The organism is Leisingera sp. S232, assembly GCF_049800895.1.
GTDB lineage: Bacteria > Pseudomonadota > Alphaproteobacteria > Rhodobacterales > Rhodobacteraceae > Leisingera.
The window spans coordinates 129,658-150,488 of sequence record NZ_JBNAFX010000005.1; the positions used below are offsets into that span (position 1 = coordinate 129,658).

General features: G+C 61.5%; 15 protein-coding genes. 13 read left to right on the top strand and 2 right to left on the bottom strand.

All coding sequences use genetic code 11. The features are described 5' to 3' along the window. Positions 1-215 precede the first annotated feature (215 nt). From zwf to ACP151_RS06070, 4 genes are all read left to right on the top strand, one after another. Positions 216-1,664 (top strand): glucose-6-phosphate dehydrogenase, encoded by a 1,449-nt coding sequence (gene zwf, locus ACP151_RS06055; protein ID WP_424977963.1) that lies wholly within the window; start codon positions 216-218, stop codon positions 1,662-1,664. A 48-nt stretch (positions 1,665-1,712) separates the two neighbouring features. After that, positions 1,713-3,521, top strand: coding sequence for a phosphogluconate dehydratase (gene edd / locus ACP151_RS06060; RefSeq protein WP_424977964.1), 1,809 nt, complete (start codon positions 1,713-1,715; stop codon positions 3,519-3,521). A 3-nt stretch (positions 3,522-3,524) separates the two neighbouring features. Beyond that, entirely contained in the window at positions 3,525-4,172 is a 648-nt protein-coding gene (gene eda / locus ACP151_RS06065; protein WP_424977965.1) for a bifunctional 4-hydroxy-2-oxoglutarate aldolase/2-dehydro-3-deoxy-phosphogluconate aldolase, read from the top strand. Positions 4,173-4,486: 314 nt separating this feature from the next. Further along, the gene (locus ACP151_RS06070) at positions 4,487-5,155 is read left to right on the top strand and encodes a DsbA family oxidoreductase (protein ID WP_424977966.1); all 669 of its coding nucleotides are present in this window, start codon (positions 4,487-4,489) and stop codon (positions 5,153-5,155) included. Between the two features lie 6 nt (positions 5,156-5,161). Here the strand turns inward: ACP151_RS06070 and ACP151_RS06075 are convergent, their stop codons facing one another. Both ACP151_RS06075 and ACP151_RS06080 read right to left on the bottom strand, forming a co-directional pair. Then, positions 5,162-6,490: an aspartate aminotransferase family protein gene (locus ACP151_RS06075; RefSeq protein WP_424977967.1), complete on the bottom strand. Its 1,329-nt coding sequence runs from the start codon at positions 6,488-6,490 to the stop codon at positions 5,162-5,164. 2 nt (positions 6,491-6,492) lie between these two features. After that, complete coding sequence (locus ACP151_RS06080) at positions 6,493-7,269, bottom strand: 3-keto-5-aminohexanoate cleavage protein (RefSeq protein ID WP_424977968.1); 777 nt, start codon at positions 7,267-7,269, stop codon at positions 6,493-6,495. 280 nt (positions 7,270-7,549) lie between these two features. Here ACP151_RS06080 and ACP151_RS06085 point away from each other — a divergent pair, with 280 nt between their 5' ends. The 9 genes from ACP151_RS06085 (at position 7,550) to ACP151_RS06125 (ending at position 20,370) form a co-directional block, all read left to right on the top strand. Continuing rightward, entirely contained in the window at positions 7,550-8,947 is a 1,398-nt protein-coding gene (locus tag ACP151_RS06085; RefSeq protein ID WP_424977969.1) for an aspartate aminotransferase family protein, read from the top strand. A gap of 327 nt (positions 8,948-9,274) precedes the next feature. Then, the gene (locus ACP151_RS06090) at positions 9,275-10,735 is read left to right on the top strand and encodes a PLP-dependent aminotransferase family protein (protein WP_424977970.1); all 1,461 of its coding nucleotides are present in this window, start codon (positions 9,275-9,277) and stop codon (positions 10,733-10,735) included. A 257-nt stretch (positions 10,736-10,992) separates the two neighbouring features. After that, on the top strand, positions 10,993-12,765 hold the full coding sequence (gene xsc / locus ACP151_RS06095; protein WP_424977971.1) for a sulfoacetaldehyde acetyltransferase: 1,773 nt from the start codon (positions 10,993-10,995) through the stop codon (positions 12,763-12,765). Between the two features lie 4 nt (positions 12,766-12,769). After that, positions 12,770-13,516, top strand: coding sequence for a TSUP family transporter (locus tag ACP151_RS06100; protein WP_424977972.1), 747 nt, complete (start codon positions 12,770-12,772; stop codon positions 13,514-13,516). A gap of 44 nt (positions 13,517-13,560) precedes the next feature. After that, positions 13,561-14,589, top strand: coding sequence for a phosphate acetyltransferase (pta, locus tag ACP151_RS06105; RefSeq protein ID WP_424977974.1), 1,029 nt, complete (start codon positions 13,561-13,563; stop codon positions 14,587-14,589). A 144-nt stretch (positions 14,590-14,733) separates the two neighbouring features. Next, positions 14,734-15,765, top strand: a complete 1,032-nt coding sequence (locus ACP151_RS06110) for a YeiH family protein (RefSeq protein WP_424977975.1) — start codon at positions 14,734-14,736, stop codon at positions 15,763-15,765. Positions 15,766-15,790: 25 nt separating this feature from the next. Then, complete coding sequence (locus ACP151_RS06115; RefSeq protein ID WP_424977976.1) at positions 15,791-18,613, top strand: molybdopterin oxidoreductase family protein; 2,823 nt, start codon at positions 15,791-15,793, stop codon at positions 18,611-18,613. A gap of 87 nt (positions 18,614-18,700) precedes the next feature. Next, positions 18,701-19,483: a 4Fe-4S dicluster domain-containing protein gene (locus ACP151_RS06120; RefSeq protein WP_424977977.1), complete on the top strand. Its 783-nt coding sequence runs from the start codon at positions 18,701-18,703 to the stop codon at positions 19,481-19,483. Next, positions 19,483-20,370 (top strand): dimethyl sulfoxide reductase anchor subunit family protein, encoded by an 888-nt coding sequence (locus ACP151_RS06125; RefSeq protein ID WP_424977978.1) that lies wholly within the window; start codon positions 19,483-19,485, stop codon positions 20,368-20,370. The genes ACP151_RS06120 and ACP151_RS06125 overlap by 1 nt, the downstream gene beginning before the upstream one ends. Positions 20,371-20,831 lie beyond the last annotated feature (461 nt).

Here is a 20,831-nt window from a genome sequence, read left to right on the forward strand (position 1 = left end):
CAGCCGCCGACGAGCATCGCTGACTGTTCTGAATGCATCTCCCAATCCGCCTGACAGAAATCTGTGAAAATTTCTATGGCCCCCATCTCGCATCCATGTTAGCGATAACACGATTTTTACCCGGCCCAATGCTGGCAGAGGGAATTGAATTGCCGCGACGAAGGCGGCACAATACCCCGTCCCTGCGGCCCCAATGGAACAGCGATGTAATATCAATGGTTTCCCGCGTCATTCCAGTTGAACCCTTTGATCTCGTGCTGTTTGGCGCCACTGGCGACTTGGCACGCCGCAAAATACTGCCGGCCTTGTTCCATCGGTTTCAAATCGGCCAGTTCAACACAGACTGCCGGATCATCGGCTCGTCTCGCAGCGAGTTGACGGCAGAAACGTTCCGAAGCCAGACAGCCGATGCGATCCGCGAGTTCGGCCAGAATGTGGAAAGCACCCCCGAAGAGATTTCTGCTTTCACAGCTCTTCTGGACTATGCCGCCGTGGACGCACGTGGTGACGCAGGCTGGGACAACCTGCGGGAAAAACTGCGAGATGACGTGGTTCGGGCATTCTATCTGTCGGTTGCTCCATCCCTGTTCACGGATATAGCCCGCCATCTAAGCGAAACTGGCATTGCCACATCAACAAGCCGGATCGTTCTGGAAAAACCATTCGGTCACGACTTGACCACGGCACGAACCTTGAACGCCGCGCTGCGGGAGCATTTCGAGGAACGGCAGATCTACCGGATCGACCATTATCTGGGCAAGGAAACCGTGCAGAATCTGATGGCGCTGCGCTTTGCCAATTCGCTGTTCGAACCGCTTTGGAATTCGTCGCATATTGACCACGTTCAAATCACTGTGGCGGAAAGCATCGGGGTCGAAGGGCGCGGCGATTATTATGACAAGTCCGGCGCCATGAGAGACATGGTCCAGAACCACCTCATGCAGCTTTTGTGCCTGACCGCGATGGAGCCCCCCGCGCAGTTCACACCGAACTCAGTGCGAGACGAGAAGGTCAAGGTCATCGAGGCGCTGCGCCCGGTGCCACAGTCCTGCATTGCCCGCGGCCAATACCGCGGCAAGGACGGCGATGGTTACCGCGATCACGCAGGCAACCCGGCCAGCCGCACCGAAAGCTATATCGCGCTCAAAGTGGACGTGGCGAACTGGCGCTGGGCCGGCACCCCCTTCTATTTACGGACAGGCAAGTGCTTGCGCGAAAGAGTGAGCGAGATTGCGGTCTACTTTCGCGATCCACCGCACAACATTTTCGAAGGCTCCGGCCCGGTGCATGGGAATGTGCTGGTGATCCGGCTGCAGCCAGATGAAGGCATCACGCTGAAAACCACCATCAAGGACCCCGGCCCCGGCGGCATGCGGCTGACAGGCGCCAACCTGGATATGACCTTTGCCGAAGAGCTGCCGGACTCGGGGCGTCCGCAGGATGCCTATGAACGCCTGATCATGGATGTGATCCGCGGCAATCAGACGTTGTTTATGCGCGGCGACGAAGTCGAAGCTGCCTGGGCCTGGGCCGATCCCATCATCACCAACTGGCAGGACATAGGCGACACGCCGCAACTCTATGACAAGGGAAGCGCCGGTCCTGATGACTCTCTCCTGCTGATCCACCGCGACGGGCGGCGCTGGCGCGGTATCGGAGCCTAGCATGTTTCACCTCACGCCCGCCCTCGCAGCTTGCAACAAAGGCAGATCATGACCTTGAATTCCACACTGGCCGCCGTGACAGAGCGCATCATACTTCGCAGCGAGGTCACGCGCGCAGGATATCTAGATCGGATGGGGGCCGCCCGCGGCAAAGGACCGGCCCGGGCTCATCTCAGCTGCTCCGGCCAGGCCCATGCCTATGCCGCCTCTGGCACAGACCAGCAAGCTTTGGCCCAGGCGACAACGGGGCACCTGGGGATCGTCACTGCCTACAATGACATGCTGTCGGCGCATCAGCCGTTTGAAACCTACCCCGCTCTGATCCGCGATGCAGTGCGCCTGGCAGGCGGCACCGCACAAGTAGCAGGCGGAGTACCTGCCATGTGCGACGGGGTCACCCAGGGTGAGGCAGGAATGGAGCTCAGCCTGTTTTCCCGCGACGCGATCGCCATGGCCGCGGGCATCGCACTGAGCCACAATGTTTTTGATGCGGCTGTGTTTCTTGGCGTCTGCGACAAAATCGTCCCCGGCCTCGTGATCGCGGCCCAGGCTTTTGGCCATATCCCGGCAATATTCCTGCCTGCAGGCCCGATGACCAGCGGCCTGGCCAATGACGAAAAGGCGCAGATCCGCCAGAAATTCGCGGCTGGAAAAATATCCCGCGAAGAACTCCTGATGGCGGAAATGGCCGCCTATCACGGCCCCGGCACCTGCACCTTCTATGGCACCGCCAACACCAACCAGATGCTGATGGAATTTATGGGGCTGCACCTGCCCGGCTCCTCCTTCGTCACCCCTGGCACGCCCCTGCGTGAAGCCTTGACAATGGAGGGCGCAAAGCGTGCGCTGTCTCTCAGTGCGCTTGGCAACAGCTACACCCCGGTCTGCGACATTTTGGACGAGAAGGCCTATGCCAACGGCATCGTCGGATTGATGGCGACAGGCGGCTCCACCAATCTGCTGATCCACTTGATCGCCATGGCACGGGCAGGCGGCATCATCCTGGACTGGCAGGATTTTGCGGATCTGTCTGAAGCCGTGCCGATGCTGGCCAAGGTCTATCCCAACGGTCTGGCGGATGTGAACCATTTCCACGCAGCAGGCGGGCTGGGCTTCATGATTGCCGAGCTGCTGAAGGCAGGCCTTCTGCATCCGGACACAAGGACAGTCGCGGGCGAAGGGCTGGAACACTACACGCAGGAACCCTTCCTGTCAGCAGACGGCCTCACTTTCCGCCCCGGCCCGGGCCAAAGCCTGAACGACGCAGTCCTGCGCCCAGCAGATGCGCCGTTTCAGAAAACCGGAGGCCTGAAACGGCTGACCGGCAATCTCGGCACCGCCGTCATTAAGGTGTCAGCAGTTGCGAAACAGCATCAGGTGATCGAAGCCCCGGCCCGGGTGTTTCACGACCAAGAAGAGGCCAAGACCGCCTTCAAGGCAGGTGAACTGACCGGCGATGTAATCATCGTCGTGCGGTTTCAGGGTCCCAAAGCCAACGGCATGCCGGAACTGCACAGCCTGACGCCATTCTTGGGCATCCTGCAAGGCCGTGGCCAGAAGGTGGCTCTGGTCACCGACGGGCGAATGTCCGGCGCCTCCGGCAAGATCCCCGCTGCGATCCATGTGGTGCCTGAGGCCCTCGATGGTGGTCCAATTGCCCGGATTCGAGACGGCGACCTGCTGCGGCTTGATGCCGTGCAAGGCACCCTGGAAGTTTTGACTGAATCGGCGATGGAGCGCGACCCTGCCACCGCCGATCTCAGCACATACCAGCACGGCATAGGCCGTGAACTGTTTTCCCTGTTCCGCCGCTCGGTTGCCTCAGCCGACGAAGGCGCCAGTGTGTTTGGAGACTGACCGATGCCGATCCACCCTTCCGAGGCCAGCCGCCGCACCCGTGAAATCTGCAGCCTGGCGCCGATTGTCCCGGTGCTGGTCGTCGAAGACTCCGCCCATGCCCAGCCACTGGCCGAAGCGCTGGTGGCAGGCGGCCTGCCTGCACTGGAAGTCACCCTGCGCACACCCGCGGCATTGGACGCGATCCGCGAAATGGCCCAAGTGCCCGGCGGTGTGGTCGGCGCCGGCACGCTGATCACACCGGATGACGTGCAGGCTGCCGTGGCAGCAGGAGCGCAATTCGGTGTCTCCCCCGGCGCCACCGAGGAGCTGCTTGCCGCCTGCGAGCAGGCGGGCCTGCCGCTCCTGCCCGGTGCGGCCACTGCCTCTGAAGCCATGCGACTGCTCGCACGCGGTTATGACATGCAGAAGTTCTTCCCGGCCGAGGCTTCCGGCGGCGTTCCTGCACTCAAAGCGATCGGCGCCCCCCTGCCGCAAATCTCCTTCTGCCCGACCGGCGGCATCACCCCCACCAATGCCGCAAGCTACCTCGCCCTGTCCAACACGGCCTGCGCAGGCGGAAGCTGGGTGGCCCCCAAAAACCTCGTCCAAACAGGAAACTGGCACGCCATCGAAAATCTCGCACAAGAGGCCGCGAAACTCGGCCACTAAAGAGAGCGGTCGGCGTCAGCTGCCTGGTCCCGCCGCACAAAACAGGTTTGCTCCGCAGCACGAAACTGCCGCTGCCGCAGCTTGCACGGCGCAACGCAGCCAGGCTTCCAGATCTTCTGCACCCATGGGTCTCACTGCCGCAGTCCACAGCAGGCCCACACCAGCCCGCCAGCAGGCCCAGTTCCTGAACCATTGCCAGAAAACCTGCAGTGAAGTCATCGCCCGGCCCATCGGTACCGGCGCGCGCCTGGTTGCACTGCGGTCACTTCGCCCCCATCTTCAGCGCAACATACAGATAACAAGGACACTCCCTCATGGCGGATACTTCCAGCCTTCCGGTGCTGCGCGTAGACATCGTCTCGGATGTGGTCTGCCCCTGGTGCGCCGCGGGATACAGTCAGCTGGCCTTTGCCGCCCGCCGTGCGGGTGTATCACTGGATGTCCATTGGCAGCCGTTTGAGCTGAACCCGGACATGGCGCCCGAAGGTGAAGACCTGCGCGCGCATCTGGCAGCCAAATATGGCAGCACTGCAGAGCAATCGGCGCAGGTCCGGGCGCAGCTGACGGAACTGGGGGAGGCTTTAGGGTTCACCTTCAATTTCTTTGCCGGCATGCGGATCTACAACACATTCCAGGCGCATCAGCTGATCGAATGGGCCGAAGAACGCGGCAAGGGTCATCCCATGAAACAGGCGCTGCTGCAGGCCTATTTCACCGATGGCAGGGATATTTCCGACGTGGGCGTTCTGATCGAAACGGCCGACAGCCTCGGGCTGGACGGCTCAGAGGCGCGGGCGGCACTGGAAAGCGGCAAACACGCCGACAGCGTGCGTCAGCGCGAAGCGTTTTGGGTGGGCCAAGGCATCCGCGGGGTTCCCGCCATGGTGTTCAACGGCCGTCACCTGGTGACCGGTGCCCAGGGCATTGAGAATTACACCAGTATTCTGGAGCAGCTTGGCGCCGCTGAAACTGAATTGCGATAAGACTGATTAGCTGTTCGGCAGGCACTGGGTGATAGCGGCTTCCAGCTTGTCCACGACTTCGGTGATCTGTTCATCGGTGATTATGAAAGGCGGTGCCAGCAGGATGTGGTCGCCGTTTCTGCCGTCGCGGGTACCGGACATCGGGTAGCAGATCAGCCCGGCCTGAAACGCGGCCTTCTTGATCCCGGCAGCCAGCCCCAGCGCAGGGTCGAAAGGTTCCTTGGTTGCGCGGTCGGCGACCAGCTCCACCCCGCGGAACAATCCGCGGCCACGGATGTCGCCGACATTAGGATGCTGGCCAAAGCGCGCCTCCAGCGCTGCTTGCAGCTTTTCTCCCATGTCCGCGCAGCGCTGCACCAGACCGCGCTCCAACATAGCCTTGACCACGGCAAGACCGGCAGCAGTGGCAACCGGGTGACCGATATAGGTGTGCCCGTGCTGGAAGAAGCCGGAGCCACGTTCAATCGCATCGTAGATCTGTTTGGTACAAAGCATGGCGCCAATCGGCTGGTAACCCGCCCCCAGGCCCTTGGCGATACACAGGATATCAGGCGCCACACCGTCTGCTTCGCAAGCAAACAGATGGCCGGTACGGCCCATGCCGCACATCACTTCATCCAGGATCAGCAGAACGCCGTACTGGTCGCAAATCTCGCGGATGCGCTTGAAATAGCCCTCAACCGCCGGAACCGCGCCAGCGGTCGCACCGACCACCGGTTCCGCCATGAAGGCCATCACGGTCTCCGGGCCTAGGCGGAGGATTTCCTCCTCCAGTTCGTTTGCCACCCGCTGACCGTAACCGTAGCTGCTCTCTGCCTCTGTCCGGCCAACGTATTCGTAGCAGGGCGAGATGTGGGAGATTTCGATCAACAGCGGCGCAAACTGGGCGCGGCGCCATGCGTTGCCGCCAGCGGCCAGGGCCCCAAGGGTGTTGCCGTGATAGCTTTGCTTGCGGGCAATCAGGTGTCGGCGCTGCGGCTCACCGCGTTCCAGGTGATACTGGCGGGCCAGTTTGATCGCCGCCTCGGTCGCCTCTGAGCCGCCGGATACGAAATACACCCGGTCAATATCTCCCGGCGCCTGGGCGACCAGCAGGTCTGCCAGTTCCTCGGCAGGTCCCGAAGTGAGGAAACCGGTGTGGGCAAAGGCCAATTTGCCGACCTGATCCTGCACCGCCTTGATGACATCTGCGTCGGAATGGCCAAGGCAGGACACCGCAGCACCGCCAGAGCCGTCAAAGTAGCGCTTGCCGTCTGCGTCGATCAGATAGCAGCCATCGCCGGAAACGGCGGCGGGCAGTGCAGCCCTGGTGTGGCGTGGGAAGACATGAGACATGTTCAGTTCTCCTTGAGACGATGGCCTGCGTCCCGCGCGGCCTGAACGAAGGCCGCAACCGACGCAGCATTGTCTGCCAGCAGCCCGCCCTCCGGTGTTTCAATGTTATTCTCAAATCCGATTCGCACATCCCCGCCTGCAGCCACCGCAGCCAGCAGACAGGCGTGCTCGTTGCGGCCAAAGGCGCAGACAGTCCAGTTCAGGCGCAATTCTGCCGTTGCGTCACGGAAAGCAGCCAATCCTTCGGGCCGCGCCAGAACCGGCGGGGTGTATGTGCCCAGAACAAAGATGGCATCGCGCATGCTGTCCGGTACCGTGCCGTCCATATACCAGGCCTTCAACCGGGCAATGCAGCCAGGGCCATAGAGGATATGCTGCACGCGCGTGCCAGTCTCCAGACACAGCGCATAGGCACATGCAGCCAACTGCGGATCACGCGCCATTTCCCGCACCGAGATCGAAGCTGCATGTGGGCGCAGCGCCTCCAAGCAGCCGAGCTGAGCTGCCGGATCATAGATGCCGGCGCTTTCGGTGGTGATCTGCACCGCCATCCCCGGCGCGCTTTCCTGCACCGCATCAATAGCTTCGCGGTAGCGCCCCGGATCCAGCGAGTGACGCCCCTCATCATCCCGAACATGCAGGTGCAGCGCCCCGGCGCCTGCAGCAAAACAGGCTGCGGCGGTCCGGGCTGTTTGCACTGGGGTCACCGGCAGCTGCGGATGCTCCGCGCCTGTGCGCCGGGCGCCGTTTGGCGCCACCATCAGAGTGAACTCAGCCACTGGCCCTCTCCTTTTTGGCCTGCCCAGCCGCAACAGGCGGCCCGGGTTTGCACAGTCTGGCTCGACAGAACGCCCGATCTCAACAAGTCAAATTGCAAACAAATGTTTTTTTAAATCGTATCAGCCTGCCGCCCGAAACAGACCACGCTGGACTTAAGCAAGCACATGCTCTGGCCCTAACGAATTACACGGAACTGACGTTTCTGGTACATAATACGCCTCAAAGCCAATGTAGGCTGACAGGCAGCTTTATTCACTTCTAACGCCGAAAGGACATGTCATGGACGGCACGTTCAAAGAAAACGATCTCTCCCGCGTGGTCGAGGCCGACAAAGCAAATGTTTGGCATCACCTGATCCAGCACAAACCCTTTGAAGAAAACGACCCCCGCATCATTGTCGAGGGCAAGGGCATCCGGGTCTGGGATCAGAACGGCAAGGAATACATCGACGCGGTGTCCGGCGGCGTCTGGACCGTCAACGTCGGCTATGGCCGCGAGCAGATCGCAAATGCCGTCCGCGACCAGCTGATGAAAATCTGCTACTTCGCCCAGACCGCAGGCTCCATCCCCGGCGCGCTGTTTGCTGAAAAACTGATCAGCAAGATGCCCGGCATGTCCCGCGTCTACTACACCAACTCCGGTTCCGAGGCGAACGAGAAGGTGTTCAAAATGGTGCGTCAGCTGGCGCACAAGAAATACGACGGCAAGAAAACCAAAATCCTGTACCGCGACCGCGACTACCATGGCTCCACCCTGGCGACCATGTCCGCCGGCGGCCACGAGCAGCGCAACTCCCAGTACGGTCCCTTTGCACCTGACTTCGTCAAGGTTCCGCACTGCATGGAATACCGCAAGCACGAGCTGGGTCTGGAGCATCTGTCGGGCCGCGAGTTCGGCATCGCCTGCGCCAACCAGATCGAAGAGGTCATCCTGCGCGAAGGCCCGGAAACCGTTGGCCTGCTGTGCCTGGAGCCGATCACCGCTGGCGGCGGCGTGATCGAAGCACCCGAAGGTTACTGGGAGCGGGTTCAGGAGATCTGCAAACAGTACAATGTGCTGCTGCACATCGACGAAGTGGTCTGCGGCGTGGGCCGTACAGGCAAATGGTTCGGCTACCAGCAGTTCGGCATCGAGCCCGATTTCGTCACCATGGCCAAAGGCGTTGCGTCGGGCTATGCGGCAATCGCCTGCATGGTCACCACCGAAGAAGTCTTTGACATGTTCAAGACCGACCCGACTGACCCGCTGAACTACTTCCGCGACATCTCCACCTTCGGTGGCTGCACCGCAGGCCCGGCGGCGGCGCTGGAAAACATGCGCATCATCGAAGATGAGAACCTCTTGGACAACACCGTTGCCATGGGTGAGCGCATGAAGGCGAACCTGCTGGCGCTGCAGGAAAAGCACAGCGTTGTCGGCGACGTGCGCGGCATCGGCCTGTTCCAGGGCCTGGAGCTGGTCTCCGACCGCACCAGCAAGGAACCGGTCGAAGAAGCCAAGGTTGGCGCAGTCGTGGCAGAATGCGGCGCCCTGGGTGTGCTGATCGGCGCCACCAACCGCTCGCTGCCAGGCCGCAACAACACCCTGTGCTTCAGCCCTGCGCTGATCTCCACAGCTGACGACATCGACGCGATCTGCGACGCGGTCGACAAGGCCCTGACCAAAGTATTCGGCTGACACCCTCTCCCTGTCGGACGACCAAACTGCGCCCCGGATTTTCCGGGGCGTTTTTCTTTTGAAACCCGCCTGCACGGATCACCGCAGCTGGACACGGGCACCTCTGTCGGCTGCCATCAACACGTCCGTCACCAAGCGGGATCGGTCCGGCAAGTGCAGCAGCCCCGCCTCGGCAGGTTCCTGGCCTCCGCCATGCGTTTCATCGGATGCAGCTCCGCAACAGCGCACTCACTTGCCCCCCCTGCAGCCACAGCAGGCAGCAGTTTCCTCCAAACTGGCCCTAAGTCCAGATTGCACCCGATTTAAGTCCACCCTAAGGTGATGGGCATGGCAATCTCTGTTGACACTTTTTTCTTGAATCCGGACGCCCAAGGCACTCTGCAAGCCCAGATCCAGGAGATGATTGCCGAAGGCATTCTTTCCGGCCGGTTCCGGGTCGGAGAAAAGCTGCCGTCCTCGCGCAAGCTGGCAGCACATCTCGGTATCAGCCGGATCACGGTGACACTGGCCTACACGGAGCTTCTGGCCAATGACTATCTGACCTCGCGCGGACGGTCCGGGTATTTCGTTTCAGATAACGCGCCGGTACCGCCTTCCTATACGCCGCAGCAAAAATCCGGTGACATGGTGGACTGGGGCAAGGCGATGGCGCGCAGCTTTACCGGCGGGGACACCCCGCGCAAACCGCAGGACTGGCGCGACTATCGCTATCCCTTCATTTACGGGCAGGCGGATGCGTCACTGTTTGACCATGCCAACTGGCGCCTGTGCGCGCTGCGCGCCCTGGGGCAGAAAGATTTTTCTGCGCTGGCCAATGACTATTTTGACCAGGACGACCCGCTGCTGCTGGAGTATATCGCCCGGCATACTCTCCCGCGCCGCGGAATAACCGCACGACCAGAGGAGATTCTGATTACCCTGGGGGCACAGAATGCTCTTTGGATTACCTGCCAGCTGCTTTTGAACCGCAGACGGCGGGCCGCCGTGGAAGATCCTGCCTACTACACGCTCCGGGATCAGGTTGTGCAGACCAAGTGTCAGGTGGATTGTATCCCGGTGGATGAGGCCGGGCTGCCCCCTGAACAGGTTTCGCAGGACACCGACGTGATTTTCTGCACCCCCAGCCACCAAAGCCCAACAACCTTCACAATGCCCATGGAACGGCGCAAAAAGCTGCTGCAGCGAGCCAGCGACATCGACGCGGTCATCGTCGAGGACGACTACGAATTCGAAATGTCTTTCCTAGGCGCTCCTTCGCCTTCGCTAAAGTCGCTCGACACCGAGGGGCGGGTGATCTACGCCGGCAGTTTTTCAAAATCGCTGTTTCCGGGGCTGCGGCTGGGCTATCTGGTCGGGTCAGAGCCTTTCATCCGCCAGGCCCGTGCCCTGCGCGCCAGCGTGCTGCGGCACCCGCCAGGGCACGTGCAGCGCACCGTCGCCTATTTCCTGTCGCTCGGACATTACGACGCCCAGATCCGCCGGACTGCCAAGGTCCTGCACGACCGCCGCGCGGTTATCGAAGATGCCATCCGCAAACATGAGCTGACCATTGCCGGCGTCGGCAGCTTTGGCGGCTCGGCATTGTGGATGCAGGCCCCAGAGAATGTCGATGCCACCGCTGTTGCCGAGCGGCTCAAGGAGAAGAGTGTCATTATTGAACCTGGCGCCCCGTTCTTTGCCGCTGAACACCGCAAGCAGAACTTTTACCGGCTGGGTTACTCCTCAATTCCCGCCACCCGAATCGAGCCCGGACTGGCATTGCTGGCCAAGGCGCTGAACCAGGGGTGACACCTCCGATTCGCGAATACCTATGAAAAATGATACTTTTAGTATCAACTATCGAGACACTGTGCCTCGGTACTCTTACGCTGTGACTGACTGATGATAATGCGAAAATCCAGAGGTGCTGTTTTTTCAGATCCGATTTTGGATCTATCCGGGTTTCATAACTGGCCCTAACCCGGTCTGCACCGGCCCCCTAAACCAGTGTCAATTCCCGGCAGTGCGCCCGGGGGAATTCCGCGTCTCATTCAGGAGAACCCGCCATGAAAATGACCACCGAAGAAGCCTTCGTCAAAACCTTGCAGATGCACGGCATCGAGCATGCCTTTGGCATTATCGGCTCGGCAATGATGCCGATCTCGGATATCTTCGAGCCTGCAGGCATCACCTTCTGGGACTGCGCCCACGAAGGCTCCGGCGGCATGATGGCCGACGGCTATACCCGCGCCACCGGCAAGATGTCGATGATGATCGCCCAGAACGGCCCCGGCATCACCAACTTTGTGACCGCTGTCAAAACCGCTTACTGGAACCACACCCCGCTGCTGCTGGTCACCCCGCAGGCCGCGAACAAGACCATGGGTCAGGGCGGTTTCCAGGAAATGGAACAGATGCGCATGTTTGCCGACTGCGTCTGCTACCAGGAAGAAGTCCGCGATCCCTCCCGTATGGCTGAGGTTCTGAACCGTGTGATCATGCAGGCCAAGCGCAACTCTGCGCCGGCCCAGATCAACGTGCCGCGCGACTATTTCACCCAGGTTATCGACATCGATCTGCCTGCCGTTGTCGACTTTGAACGCCCCGCAGGCGGCATCGACGCCGTGAACGAAGCGGCTGAGCTGCTGTCGAACGCAAAATTCCCGGTCATCCTGAACGGTGCCGGCGTTGTCATCGGCGGCGCAATCCCCTCCTCGATGGCTCTGGCCGAGCGCCTGGACGCACCGGTCTGCGTTGGCTACCAGCACAACGACGCCTTCCCCGGCACCCACCCGCTGTTTGCCGGCCCGCTGGGCTACAACGGCTCCAAGGCAGGCATGGAACTGATCTCCAAGGCGGACGTCGTTCTGGCCCTCGGCACCCGACTGAACCCGTTCTCGACCCTGCCGGGCTACGGCATCGACTACTGGCCGACCGACGCGAAAATCATCCAGGTCGACATCAACCCGGACCGCATCGGCCTGACCAAGAAAGTCACTGTCGGCATCGTCGGCGACGCCAAGCAGGTTGCAGACACCATCCTCGAGAAACTCTCCGGCACCGCAGGCGATGAGGGCCGCGACGAGCGCAAAGCGCTGATCTCGCACACCAAATCCGCCTGGGCGCAGGAACTGTCCTCGATGGACAGCGAGCAGGACGATCCCGGCACCACCTGGAACGAACGTGCCCGCGCTGCCAAGCCTGACTGGCTCAGCCCGCGCCGTGCATGGCGTGCGATCCAGGCAGGTCTGCCGAAGGATGCGATCATCTCCTCCGACATCGGCAACAACTGCGCCATCGGCAACGCCTACCCGTCCTTCGAAGAAGGCCGCAAATATCTGGCCCCTGGCCTGTTCGGCCCCTGCGGCTACGGCCTGCCGGCGGTTGTCGGCGCGAAAATCGGCTGCCCGGACGTTCCGGTCGTTGGTTTCTCCGGCGACGGCGCCTTTGGCATCGCAGTGACCGAACTGACCGCAATTGGCCGCGAAGAATGGCCCGCCGTGACCCAGGTTGTCTTCCGCAACTACCAGTGGGGCGCGGAAAAGCGTAACTCCACCCTGTGGTTCGACGACAACTTTGTCGGCACCGAGCTGGACACACAGGTGTCTTATGCCGGTATCGCCAATGCTTGCGGCCTGAAAGGTGTGATTGCCCGCACTCAGGACGAGCTGACCGACGCCCTGCGTCAGGCCTGCGAAGACCAGAAAAAAGGCATCACCACCCTGATCGAAGCGATGATCAACCAGGAACTGGGTGAACCCTTCCGCCGCGACGCGATGAAGAAGCCGGTGCAGGTTGCAGGCATCAGCAAGGACGACATGCGTCCGCAGAAAGTCTGAGACTGTGGAACTGCCCTTTGACCTATCCACTGGCCAAGGGGCATTTCTGGCCGCCGCGTTATTCGCGGCGGCCCTCATCCGGGGTTTCTCCGGCTTCGGTTTTTCCGCGATCTTCATCATCCTGGCGGCACTGATCACCAATCCTTTGCCGCTGATCCCGGTGGTGTTTTCCTGCGAAATCGCCATGACTGGCTTTCAGGCACGCGGCATCCGCCCGCATATCGACTGGCGCCGCGCCTTTGCCCTGCTGGCAGGCGCCGCAATTGCCACTGTTCCTGCCATCGCCATCATGGCCCGGCTGGGAGAATATGAGGCCAGGCTGGCGATCTCATGCCTGATCCTGGTGCTGAGCCTGATCCTGCTGAGCGGCTGGCAAATGAGCCGCCCCGTCGGGCGCAACGCTACAGCAGGCGTTGGTGCGCTGTCGGGCATTGCCAACAGCGCCGGTGTCGGCGGCCTTGTCGCAGCGGCCTTTCTGACCGCCCAACCGGTCGCACCTGCGGTGTTTCGCGCCACGATGATCGTATTTCTGACCGGCATCGACGTCATGGCGCTGCCGGTGATGGCCGCAAACGGGCTGGTGGGGCCACAAACCCTGACCGGCATCTTGCTGGCTTTTCCCATTCTGGGCCTCGGCATCTGGGCCGGGTCCCTGACATTCCAGGCGGTTTCGCAAACGCTGTTCCGCCGCGCGGTGGTGCTGATGCTGACCGCACTGTCGCTCATCAATATTGCACGGCTGGCGTTCTGACTGCCGCGCCCTGCCCCGAAACCACTGTTACAGGACGCACGCCCGTGACCCATACCTTGTCTCCGCTCGAATTGCTCAGGGCCGAAGCCCCGGCCACCCGCCCTGTTATTGCGCTAAGCGAGGGCACCGACCCTCGTGTGGTGGCAGGCGCTTTAGCCGCGCATCAGGCCGGAATCACCGACGTAATTCTGGTCGGCCCGCAGGCCGAGGTCGAAGCCGCGCTGCAAGCCGAAGACTCTGCAGCAAGCGATGGCATTGCGATCCACGACCCTGCCACCTCCGATCTGACCGCCCGTTTTGCCGCCGAATACTATGAACTGCGCAAGCACAAGGGCGTGGACGAAGCCAAAGCCCGCGCTGCAGCAGAAACGCCGCTGGTCTATGCCGCGATGCTGGTCCGTCTGGGCCACGCGACCGGCACTGTCGGCGGCGCCGTGCACACTACCGGTGACGTGGTGCGCAGCGCCATTCAGGTAATCGGCATGGCGCCGGATGCGGGCATGATCTCCTCCTTCTTTCTAATGTATCCGCCGGAGGGAGCGCCAGCAGGCGCCCGCGCGATGCTCTATTCCGACTGCGGCCTTGTGATTGATCCCAAACCTGCCGAGATGGTCTCCATTGCCGCTGCGTCGGCCCAATCAGCCAACGCACTGCTGCGCACAGATCCAAAGCTGGCATTTCTCAGCTTTTCAACCAAGGGCAGCGCCAAGCACCCGGCGGTAGACAAGGTGACCGAAGCCCTGGGACTGTTCCAGGACGCGCACCCAGACCTGCAAGCCGACGGCGAACTGCAGTTCGATGCGGCCTTTGTCCCTTCGGTGGGGGAGCGTAAATCCCCTGGATCAGCCGTTGCAGGCCAAGCCAATGTGATGATCTTCCCGAATTTGGATGCAGGCAACATCGGCTACAAAATCACTCAGCGCCTGGGCGGCTACTCCGCCATCGGCCCGGTTCTGCAGGGACTGGCCAAGCCCGCTAACGACCTGTCGCGCGGCTGCAGCGCCGAGGATGTGACCCAGATCATCGCTGTCACCATCCTGCAGGCAGCAAACATCAAGCATCCAGAAGTTTGAACATATGTTCCAAAAGCCAAAGCCCCCGCAGAACACTATTCCCAAATAGAGGCATTCCGTCATACGGTCGCCCGCAACACCAACAGGACCAGCCAATGCTCGTCAGCAGCCACTCCTAATAAAATGCATCCAAGGTTTCCTGTCATGTCCATCTCAACCACTGTCGCATCGCTGCAATCAGGCGCCCTGAAAGAGAAGCTGAGCCAGCTTCTGCCGGGCGTCGCAGTGTCAGCCATTGTTGCCATTACCGCCCAGTTCCTGGCGGAACATTATGCCACGCCTGCCATGCTGCTGGCGCTGCTTCTGGGCATTGCCGTCAGCTTTTTGGGCGAAGAGGGCAAAACCGTGCCCGGAATCGCCTTTTCCGCCCGTTCGCTGCTGCGGCTGGGGGTTGCGCTCTTGGGGGTGCGGGTGTCGATGGTGTTGATGATGGGCCTGGGCTGGGACCTGATCGCCTTGGTTGTCGGCGGCGTGATTGCCACCATCGGCTTTGGCCTGGCAGTGGCACGGTTCTTTGGCCACAAGTGGCGCTTTGCCTTTCTGACCGCCGGTTCAGTCGCCATCTGCGGCGCATCCGCGGCGATGGCGATCAGCGCCATCCTGCCCCGCGATGAACGGTCTGAGGAACGTCTGATCTTTACCGTGATGGGCGTCACCGTGCTGTCGACCATCGCGATGATTGCCTATCCGATCCTGGTGAACCTACTGGAGCTGAATTCGCTTCAGGCCGGTGTGTTCCTGGGCGGCACGATCCATGACGTTGCGCAGGTGGTGGGCGCGGGCTTCTCGATTTCCGAGCAGACCGGCGACACTGCCACCCTGGTCAAGCTGATGCGGGTCGCCATGCTGGCGCCGATCGTGCTGGTCGCCTCGCTGATGATCCGTTCTTTTGCCGAGCTGCCCAAAGACGGCAAACGCCCGCCGATCCTGCCGGGCTTCGTGCTGGCATTCCTCGTGCTGGCCGGAATCAACTCCTTTGGTGTGATCCCGCCGAGCGTCACCGAATTCCTCAGCCAGTCGTCGCGCTGGCTGCTGCTCACCGCCATTGCGGCGGTGGGAATGAAAACAAACTTGAAACAGGTTCTGGCCGTCGGAAGCGCGGCCATAGCCCTGATCATCGTCGAAACTTTGTTCATTGCCGGGCTGATCCTGGCGGGGATCGAACTATTGACCTGATCAGGGAAACCAGAAGGGAGGCCAGATGACATTCCAGCAACCCCGGGTGGAAACTTCACCCGCCGTATCCGATGAGGTGCGAAAAACAACCTGCTACATGTGCGCGTGCCGCTGCGGCATCAACGTGCACATGAAGGACGGCAAGGTTGCCTATATCGAAGGCAACCGCGATCACCCGGTGAACAAGGGCGTGCTCTGCGCCAAAGGGTCAGCCGGCATCATGCAGGTCAACGCGCCATCGCGCCTGAAGGCGCCGATGATGCGCACCGGCCCGCGCGGCTCCGGCCAGTACAAGGAAATCACCTGGGACGAGGCACTGGCGATTGCGGTGGGCTGGCTGGAGCCAATCCGCCACGAGGCGCCCGAAAAACTGGCGTTTTTCACCGGCCGCGACCAGTCCCAAAGCTTCACCAGTTTCTGGGCGCAAAGCTATGGTACCCCGAACTATGCGGCGCATGGCGGTTTCTGCTCGGTCAATATGGCGACGGCAGGCATCTACACCATGGGCGGCGCCTTCTGGGAGTTCGGCCAGCCCGACTGGGACCACACCAAACTGTTTATGCTGTTCGGCGTCGCCGAGGATCACGATTCCAACCCGATCAAGATGGGACTGGGCAAGATCAAAAAACGCGGCGCGCGGGTGATCGGGGTCAATCCGATCCGCTCAGGCTACAACGCGATCGCAGATGAATGGGTTGGCATCACGCCGGGCACCGACGGGCTGTTCATCCTGTCGATGATCCACGTGCTGATGAAGGCCGGCAAGATCGACCTCGATTATCTCAGCCGCTACACCAATGCACCGGTTCTGGTGAACGCCTCTGAAGGGCCGGACAAAGGCCTGTTCCTGCGCGACGACGACGGCAAGATGCTGGTCATCGACCGCAACACCGGCAAGCTGACACCGTTTGACCAGCCCGGCGTGCGGCCCGATCTGGCGGCAGTGTATGAAAAAGACGGCATCACCCACCGCCCGGTCTTCCATCAGATGGCCGAACGCTACCTGGCAGAGGAATACGCGCCCGAAGCCATCGCAGACAAATGCGGTATCCCGGCCAAGCGTATCCGCGCCATTGCCGGTGAGCTGGCCCGCGTCGCCTTTGACGAAGCGTTTGAGCTGGACGTCGAATGGACCGATTTCCGCGGCGAAAAACACACCAAGATGACCGGTCGCCCGGTCTCCATGCATTCGATGCGCGGCGTGTCGGCACATGCCAACGGCTTTCAGACCTGCCGCGCCCTGCATGTGCTGCAGATCCTTTTGGGCACGGTTGAGGTTCCCGGCGGCTTCCGCTTCAAACCGCCCTACCCCAAGCCGGTCGAGGCCCATCCGACCCCCCACTGCAAGGCCACGCCCGACGCCCCGCTGGACGGCCCGCACCTGGGTTTTGTCCGCGGACCGGAACATCTGGCACTGAAAGAAGACGGCAGCCCGGCGCGGATCGACAAGGCGTTCACCTGGGAAAACCCGATGTCGGCCCACGGGCTGATGCATATGGTGATTTCCAACGCACATGCGGGCGACCCCTACAAGATCGACACGCTGTTCATGTATATGGCCAACATGTCGTGGAACTCCTCCATGAACACCAAAGGTGTGATGGAGATGCTGACCGACAAGGATGAAAACGGCGACTACAAGATCCCGCATATCATCTACTCGGACGCCTACAGCTCCGAAATGGTGGCCTTTGCCGACTTGATCCTGCCCGACACCACCTATCTTGAACGCCACGACTGCATCTCGCTGCTGGACCGGCCGATCTGCGAGGCGGACGCAGCAGCCGATGCCATCCGCTGGCCGGTGATCGAGCCGGACCGCAATGTGCGCGGCTTCCAGACAGTGCTGGTCCAGTTGGCCAACCGGATGAAGCTGCCGGGCTTCACCAATGAGGACCGCAGCGCCAAATGGCAGGATTACGCCGACTATATCGTCAACCACGAGCGCAAACCCGGAATTGGTCCGCTGTCCGGTTTCCGCGGCACCGACGGCAGCAAAACCGGCCGCGGCGAAGTGAACCCCGAACAGCTGAACCAGTATATCGAAAACGGCGGCTTCCATGTGGCCCACATCCCGGCGGGTGCGGATTACTACAAACCCTGGAACACAGCCTACCAGGACTGGGCCGTGGACATGGGCATTTATGACAGCCCGCAGCCCTATCTGTTCCAGCTTTACGTCGAGCCGATGCGCAAATTCCAGCTCGCCGCCGAAGGCCACGGCGACCGGCAGCCCCCGGATCATCTGCGCCAGCGCGTGAAGGACGTGATGGACCCGCTGCCGATCTGGTATGAGACCGATCAGCAAGGCAACGAGGGTTTCACCGTCAACGCGCTGACCCAGCGCCCGATGGCAATGTATCACTCCTGGGGCACCCAGAACGCCTGGCTGCGCCAGCTGCATGGTCGCAATCCGCTCTATGTACCAACCAAGCTGATGCACGAGAACGGCCTGCAGGACGGCGACTGGGCCAAGGTCACCTCACCGCATGGGTCGATCACCGTGCCGGTGATGGAAATGGCGGCGCTGAATGACAACACCGTCTGGACCTGGAACGCCATCGGCAAACGCAAAGGCGCCTGGGCACTGGAGGAAGATGCGCCGGAGGCCACCAAAGGCTTCCTGCTCAACCACCTGATCCACGAGCTGCTGCCACCCAAGGGCGACGGCATGCGGTGGGCCAACTCGGACCCGATCACCGGCCAGGCCGCCTGGTTCGATCTCAAGGTCAAAATCGAAAAGGCTGCCGCACCGGCAGATTTGCAGGAAAGCCAACCCGCCTTCCCGGCCCAGGAGTCGCCTGTCGGCACTGGCCCGAAAGAACTGAAATGGAAGGTGGGCAAATGACCCGGCTTCTTCTTCTGGCGAAAAATATCCCGGGGTCTGGGGCAGCGCCCCAGCCTGCCCTCACCCCTATCGCAGAGGTATGCTGAAATGACCCAGCTCCCCAACTCCACAGACCGCAAAATGGGCCTGGTCATCGATCTGGACACCTGCGTCGGCTGCCATGCCTGTGTGATCTCCTGCAAAGGCTGGAACACGGAAAACTATGGCGCGCCGCTCAGCGATCAGGACCCCTATGGCAGCGACCCGTCTGGCACATTCCTGAACCGGGTGCATTCCTACGAGGTACAGCCAACGCCTTGCAGCAGCCAGCCCGCCCCGGCGGCACAGCTGGTCCATTTTCCCAAGTCCTGCCTGCACTGCGAGGATGCGCCCTGCGTTACCGTCTGCCCCACCGGCGCCAGCTATAAACGTGTCGAAGACGGCATCGTGCTGGTCAATGAGGACCATTGCATCGGCTGCGGCCTCTGCGCCTGGTCCTGCCCCTATGGCGCACGGGAACTGGATCTGGCCGAGGGTGTCATGAAGAAATGCACCCTTTGCGTTGACCGGATCTATAATGAAAACCTGCCAGAGGTGGACCGCGTCCCCTCCTGCGTGCGGACCTGCCCCGCAGGCGCCCGCCATTTTGGCGATCTGGGCGATCCCGACAGCGATGTCTCCAAACTGGTGGCAGAGCGCGGCGGCATGGACCTGATGCCTGAGATGGGAACCAAGCCGGTCAACAAATACCTGCCACCCCGCCCCAAGGATACGATCGAAGAGGAAATCGACATCCTCGCACCGCTGCTGGCACCGGTTGCTGAGGAGCCGCAAGGCTTCATGGGCTGGCTGGACAAAGCTCTCGACAAACTTCCGGGAGGAGCGCACTAATGCACCCCGCACCCTCAGTCATCATCTTCACCACCCTGTCGGGGCTGGGCTTCGGACTGCTATTCTTCCTGGGCCTCGGCCAGCCTGCGGTAACCGGGACAGTGGCCCTTGTCTTTTATGCCATCGCCTTTGGCCTGGCCTGCGGCGGCCTCCTGGCCTCTACCTTCCACCTGGGCCATCCGGAACGCGCCTGGCGGGCCTTCACCCAGTGGAAAACCAGCTGGCTCAGCCGCGAGGGCGTCTGCGCAGTTGGGGCGCTGACTGTCATGGGACTCTATGCGCTTGGCGCGATCTTCATGGACAGCCATTGGACCCTGCTGGGCTGGATCGGCGCAGCACTCAGCCTGGCCACCGTGTTTACCACCTCGATGATCTACACCCAGCTGAAGACCATCCCGCGCTGGAACATGGAGCTGACTCCGGCCGTTTTCCTTTCCTACAGCCTGGCAGGCGGCGCGCTGCTGGCCGGTGCCGAGACCGCGGCCCCCTGGCTCCTGGCCATCGCAGGTGCAGTGCAGCTCGCCTATTGGGCCAAGGGCGATAAGGCGCTGGAAACCTCGGGCACCGATATCGGCACCGCAACCGGTCTGGGGGATCGCGGCGCAGTGCGGGCGTTTGAGCCGCCGCACACCGGCTCCAACTACCTCTTGCGCGAGTTTGTGCATGTGGTGGGCCGCAAACACGCGCAGAAGCTGCGGATGATTGCCTTTGTCCTTGGTTTTGCACTGCCGCTTCTGCTGATCCTGGCCCCGGTTGAGGGTATGGTGATCAAACATATATTTGCCGCCCTTGCAGTGCTGTCGCATCTGGCCGGTGTCGCCACCTCGCGCTGGCTGTTCTTTGCCCAGGCGGAACATGTGGTCGGCCTATATTACGGCAAACGCTGACAGTCTCCGGGGCGCCCGATGCGGCGCCCCGTTTTGTTTCAGATACATTCTTCTGGCGGCGCCAGCGCCCCCTTGTGCTGTTCCTGATGTCATCAACAAAGGAACAGGCCGCGCCCGCACTACAATGAAATCACTACCGTCTCCGACCAGTTTCAGCCGATGCCGGAGCAGACAAACTTCGAAGCGGAAAGCCTCTGGAGTAAGGCCGCATAGCGGCGGTGACATTGCACACCTCACAGATCAACGGCTGCGAGGCCCATCAACGACGCAGAAGACATTCCGCTGGGGTTTAACGGCGCTGGCAGGCGGCACCGCAGATCGCAGATTCAGAACCGGAAACCTGATGCGGATCCTAACCCGGCTGTGCCTGCAGTGACCGGAAAGGAGGGGCCAGCCTCTCTTGCCCCTGCGGGGCAATTCACCCCGGGGTATTTCGAACCAGAAAGAAGCAAAAAGGGCGG

Excerpts from the sequence above, each read along its gene's own strand:
- zwf (WP_424977963.1), top strand. The coding sequence starts at position 216 with ATGGTTTCCCGCGTCATTCCAGTTGAACCCTTTGATCTCGTGCTGTTT.
- edd (WP_424977964.1), top strand. The coding sequence starts at position 1,713 with ATGACCTTGAATTCCACACTGGCCGCCGTGACAGAGCGCATCATACTT.
- eda (WP_424977965.1), top strand. The coding sequence starts at position 3,525 with ATGCCGATCCACCCTTCCGAGGCCAGCCGCCGCACCCGTGAAATCTGC.
- ACP151_RS06070 (WP_424977966.1), top strand. The coding sequence starts at position 4,487 with ATGGCGGATACTTCCAGCCTTCCGGTGCTGCGCGTAGACATCGTCTCG.
- ACP151_RS06075 (WP_424977967.1), bottom strand. The coding sequence starts at position 6,490 with ATGTCTCATGTCTTCCCACGCCACACCAGGGCTGCACTGCCCGCCGCC.
- ACP151_RS06085 (WP_424977969.1), top strand. The coding sequence starts at position 7,550 with ATGGACGGCACGTTCAAAGAAAACGATCTCTCCCGCGTGGTCGAGGCC.
- ACP151_RS06090 (WP_424977970.1), top strand. The coding sequence starts at position 9,275 with ATGGCAATCTCTGTTGACACTTTTTTCTTGAATCCGGACGCCCAAGGC.
- xsc (WP_424977971.1), top strand. The coding sequence starts at position 10,993 with ATGAAAATGACCACCGAAGAAGCCTTCGTCAAAACCTTGCAGATGCAC.
- ACP151_RS06110 (WP_424977975.1), top strand. The coding sequence starts at position 14,734 with ATGTCCATCTCAACCACTGTCGCATCGCTGCAATCAGGCGCCCTGAAA.
- ACP151_RS06115 (WP_424977976.1), top strand. The coding sequence starts at position 15,791 with ATGACATTCCAGCAACCCCGGGTGGAAACTTCACCCGCCGTATCCGAT.
- ACP151_RS06120 (WP_424977977.1), top strand. The coding sequence starts at position 18,701 with ATGACCCAGCTCCCCAACTCCACAGACCGCAAAATGGGCCTGGTCATC.
- ACP151_RS06125 (WP_424977978.1), top strand. The coding sequence starts at position 19,483 with ATGCACCCCGCACCCTCAGTCATCATCTTCACCACCCTGTCGGGGCTG.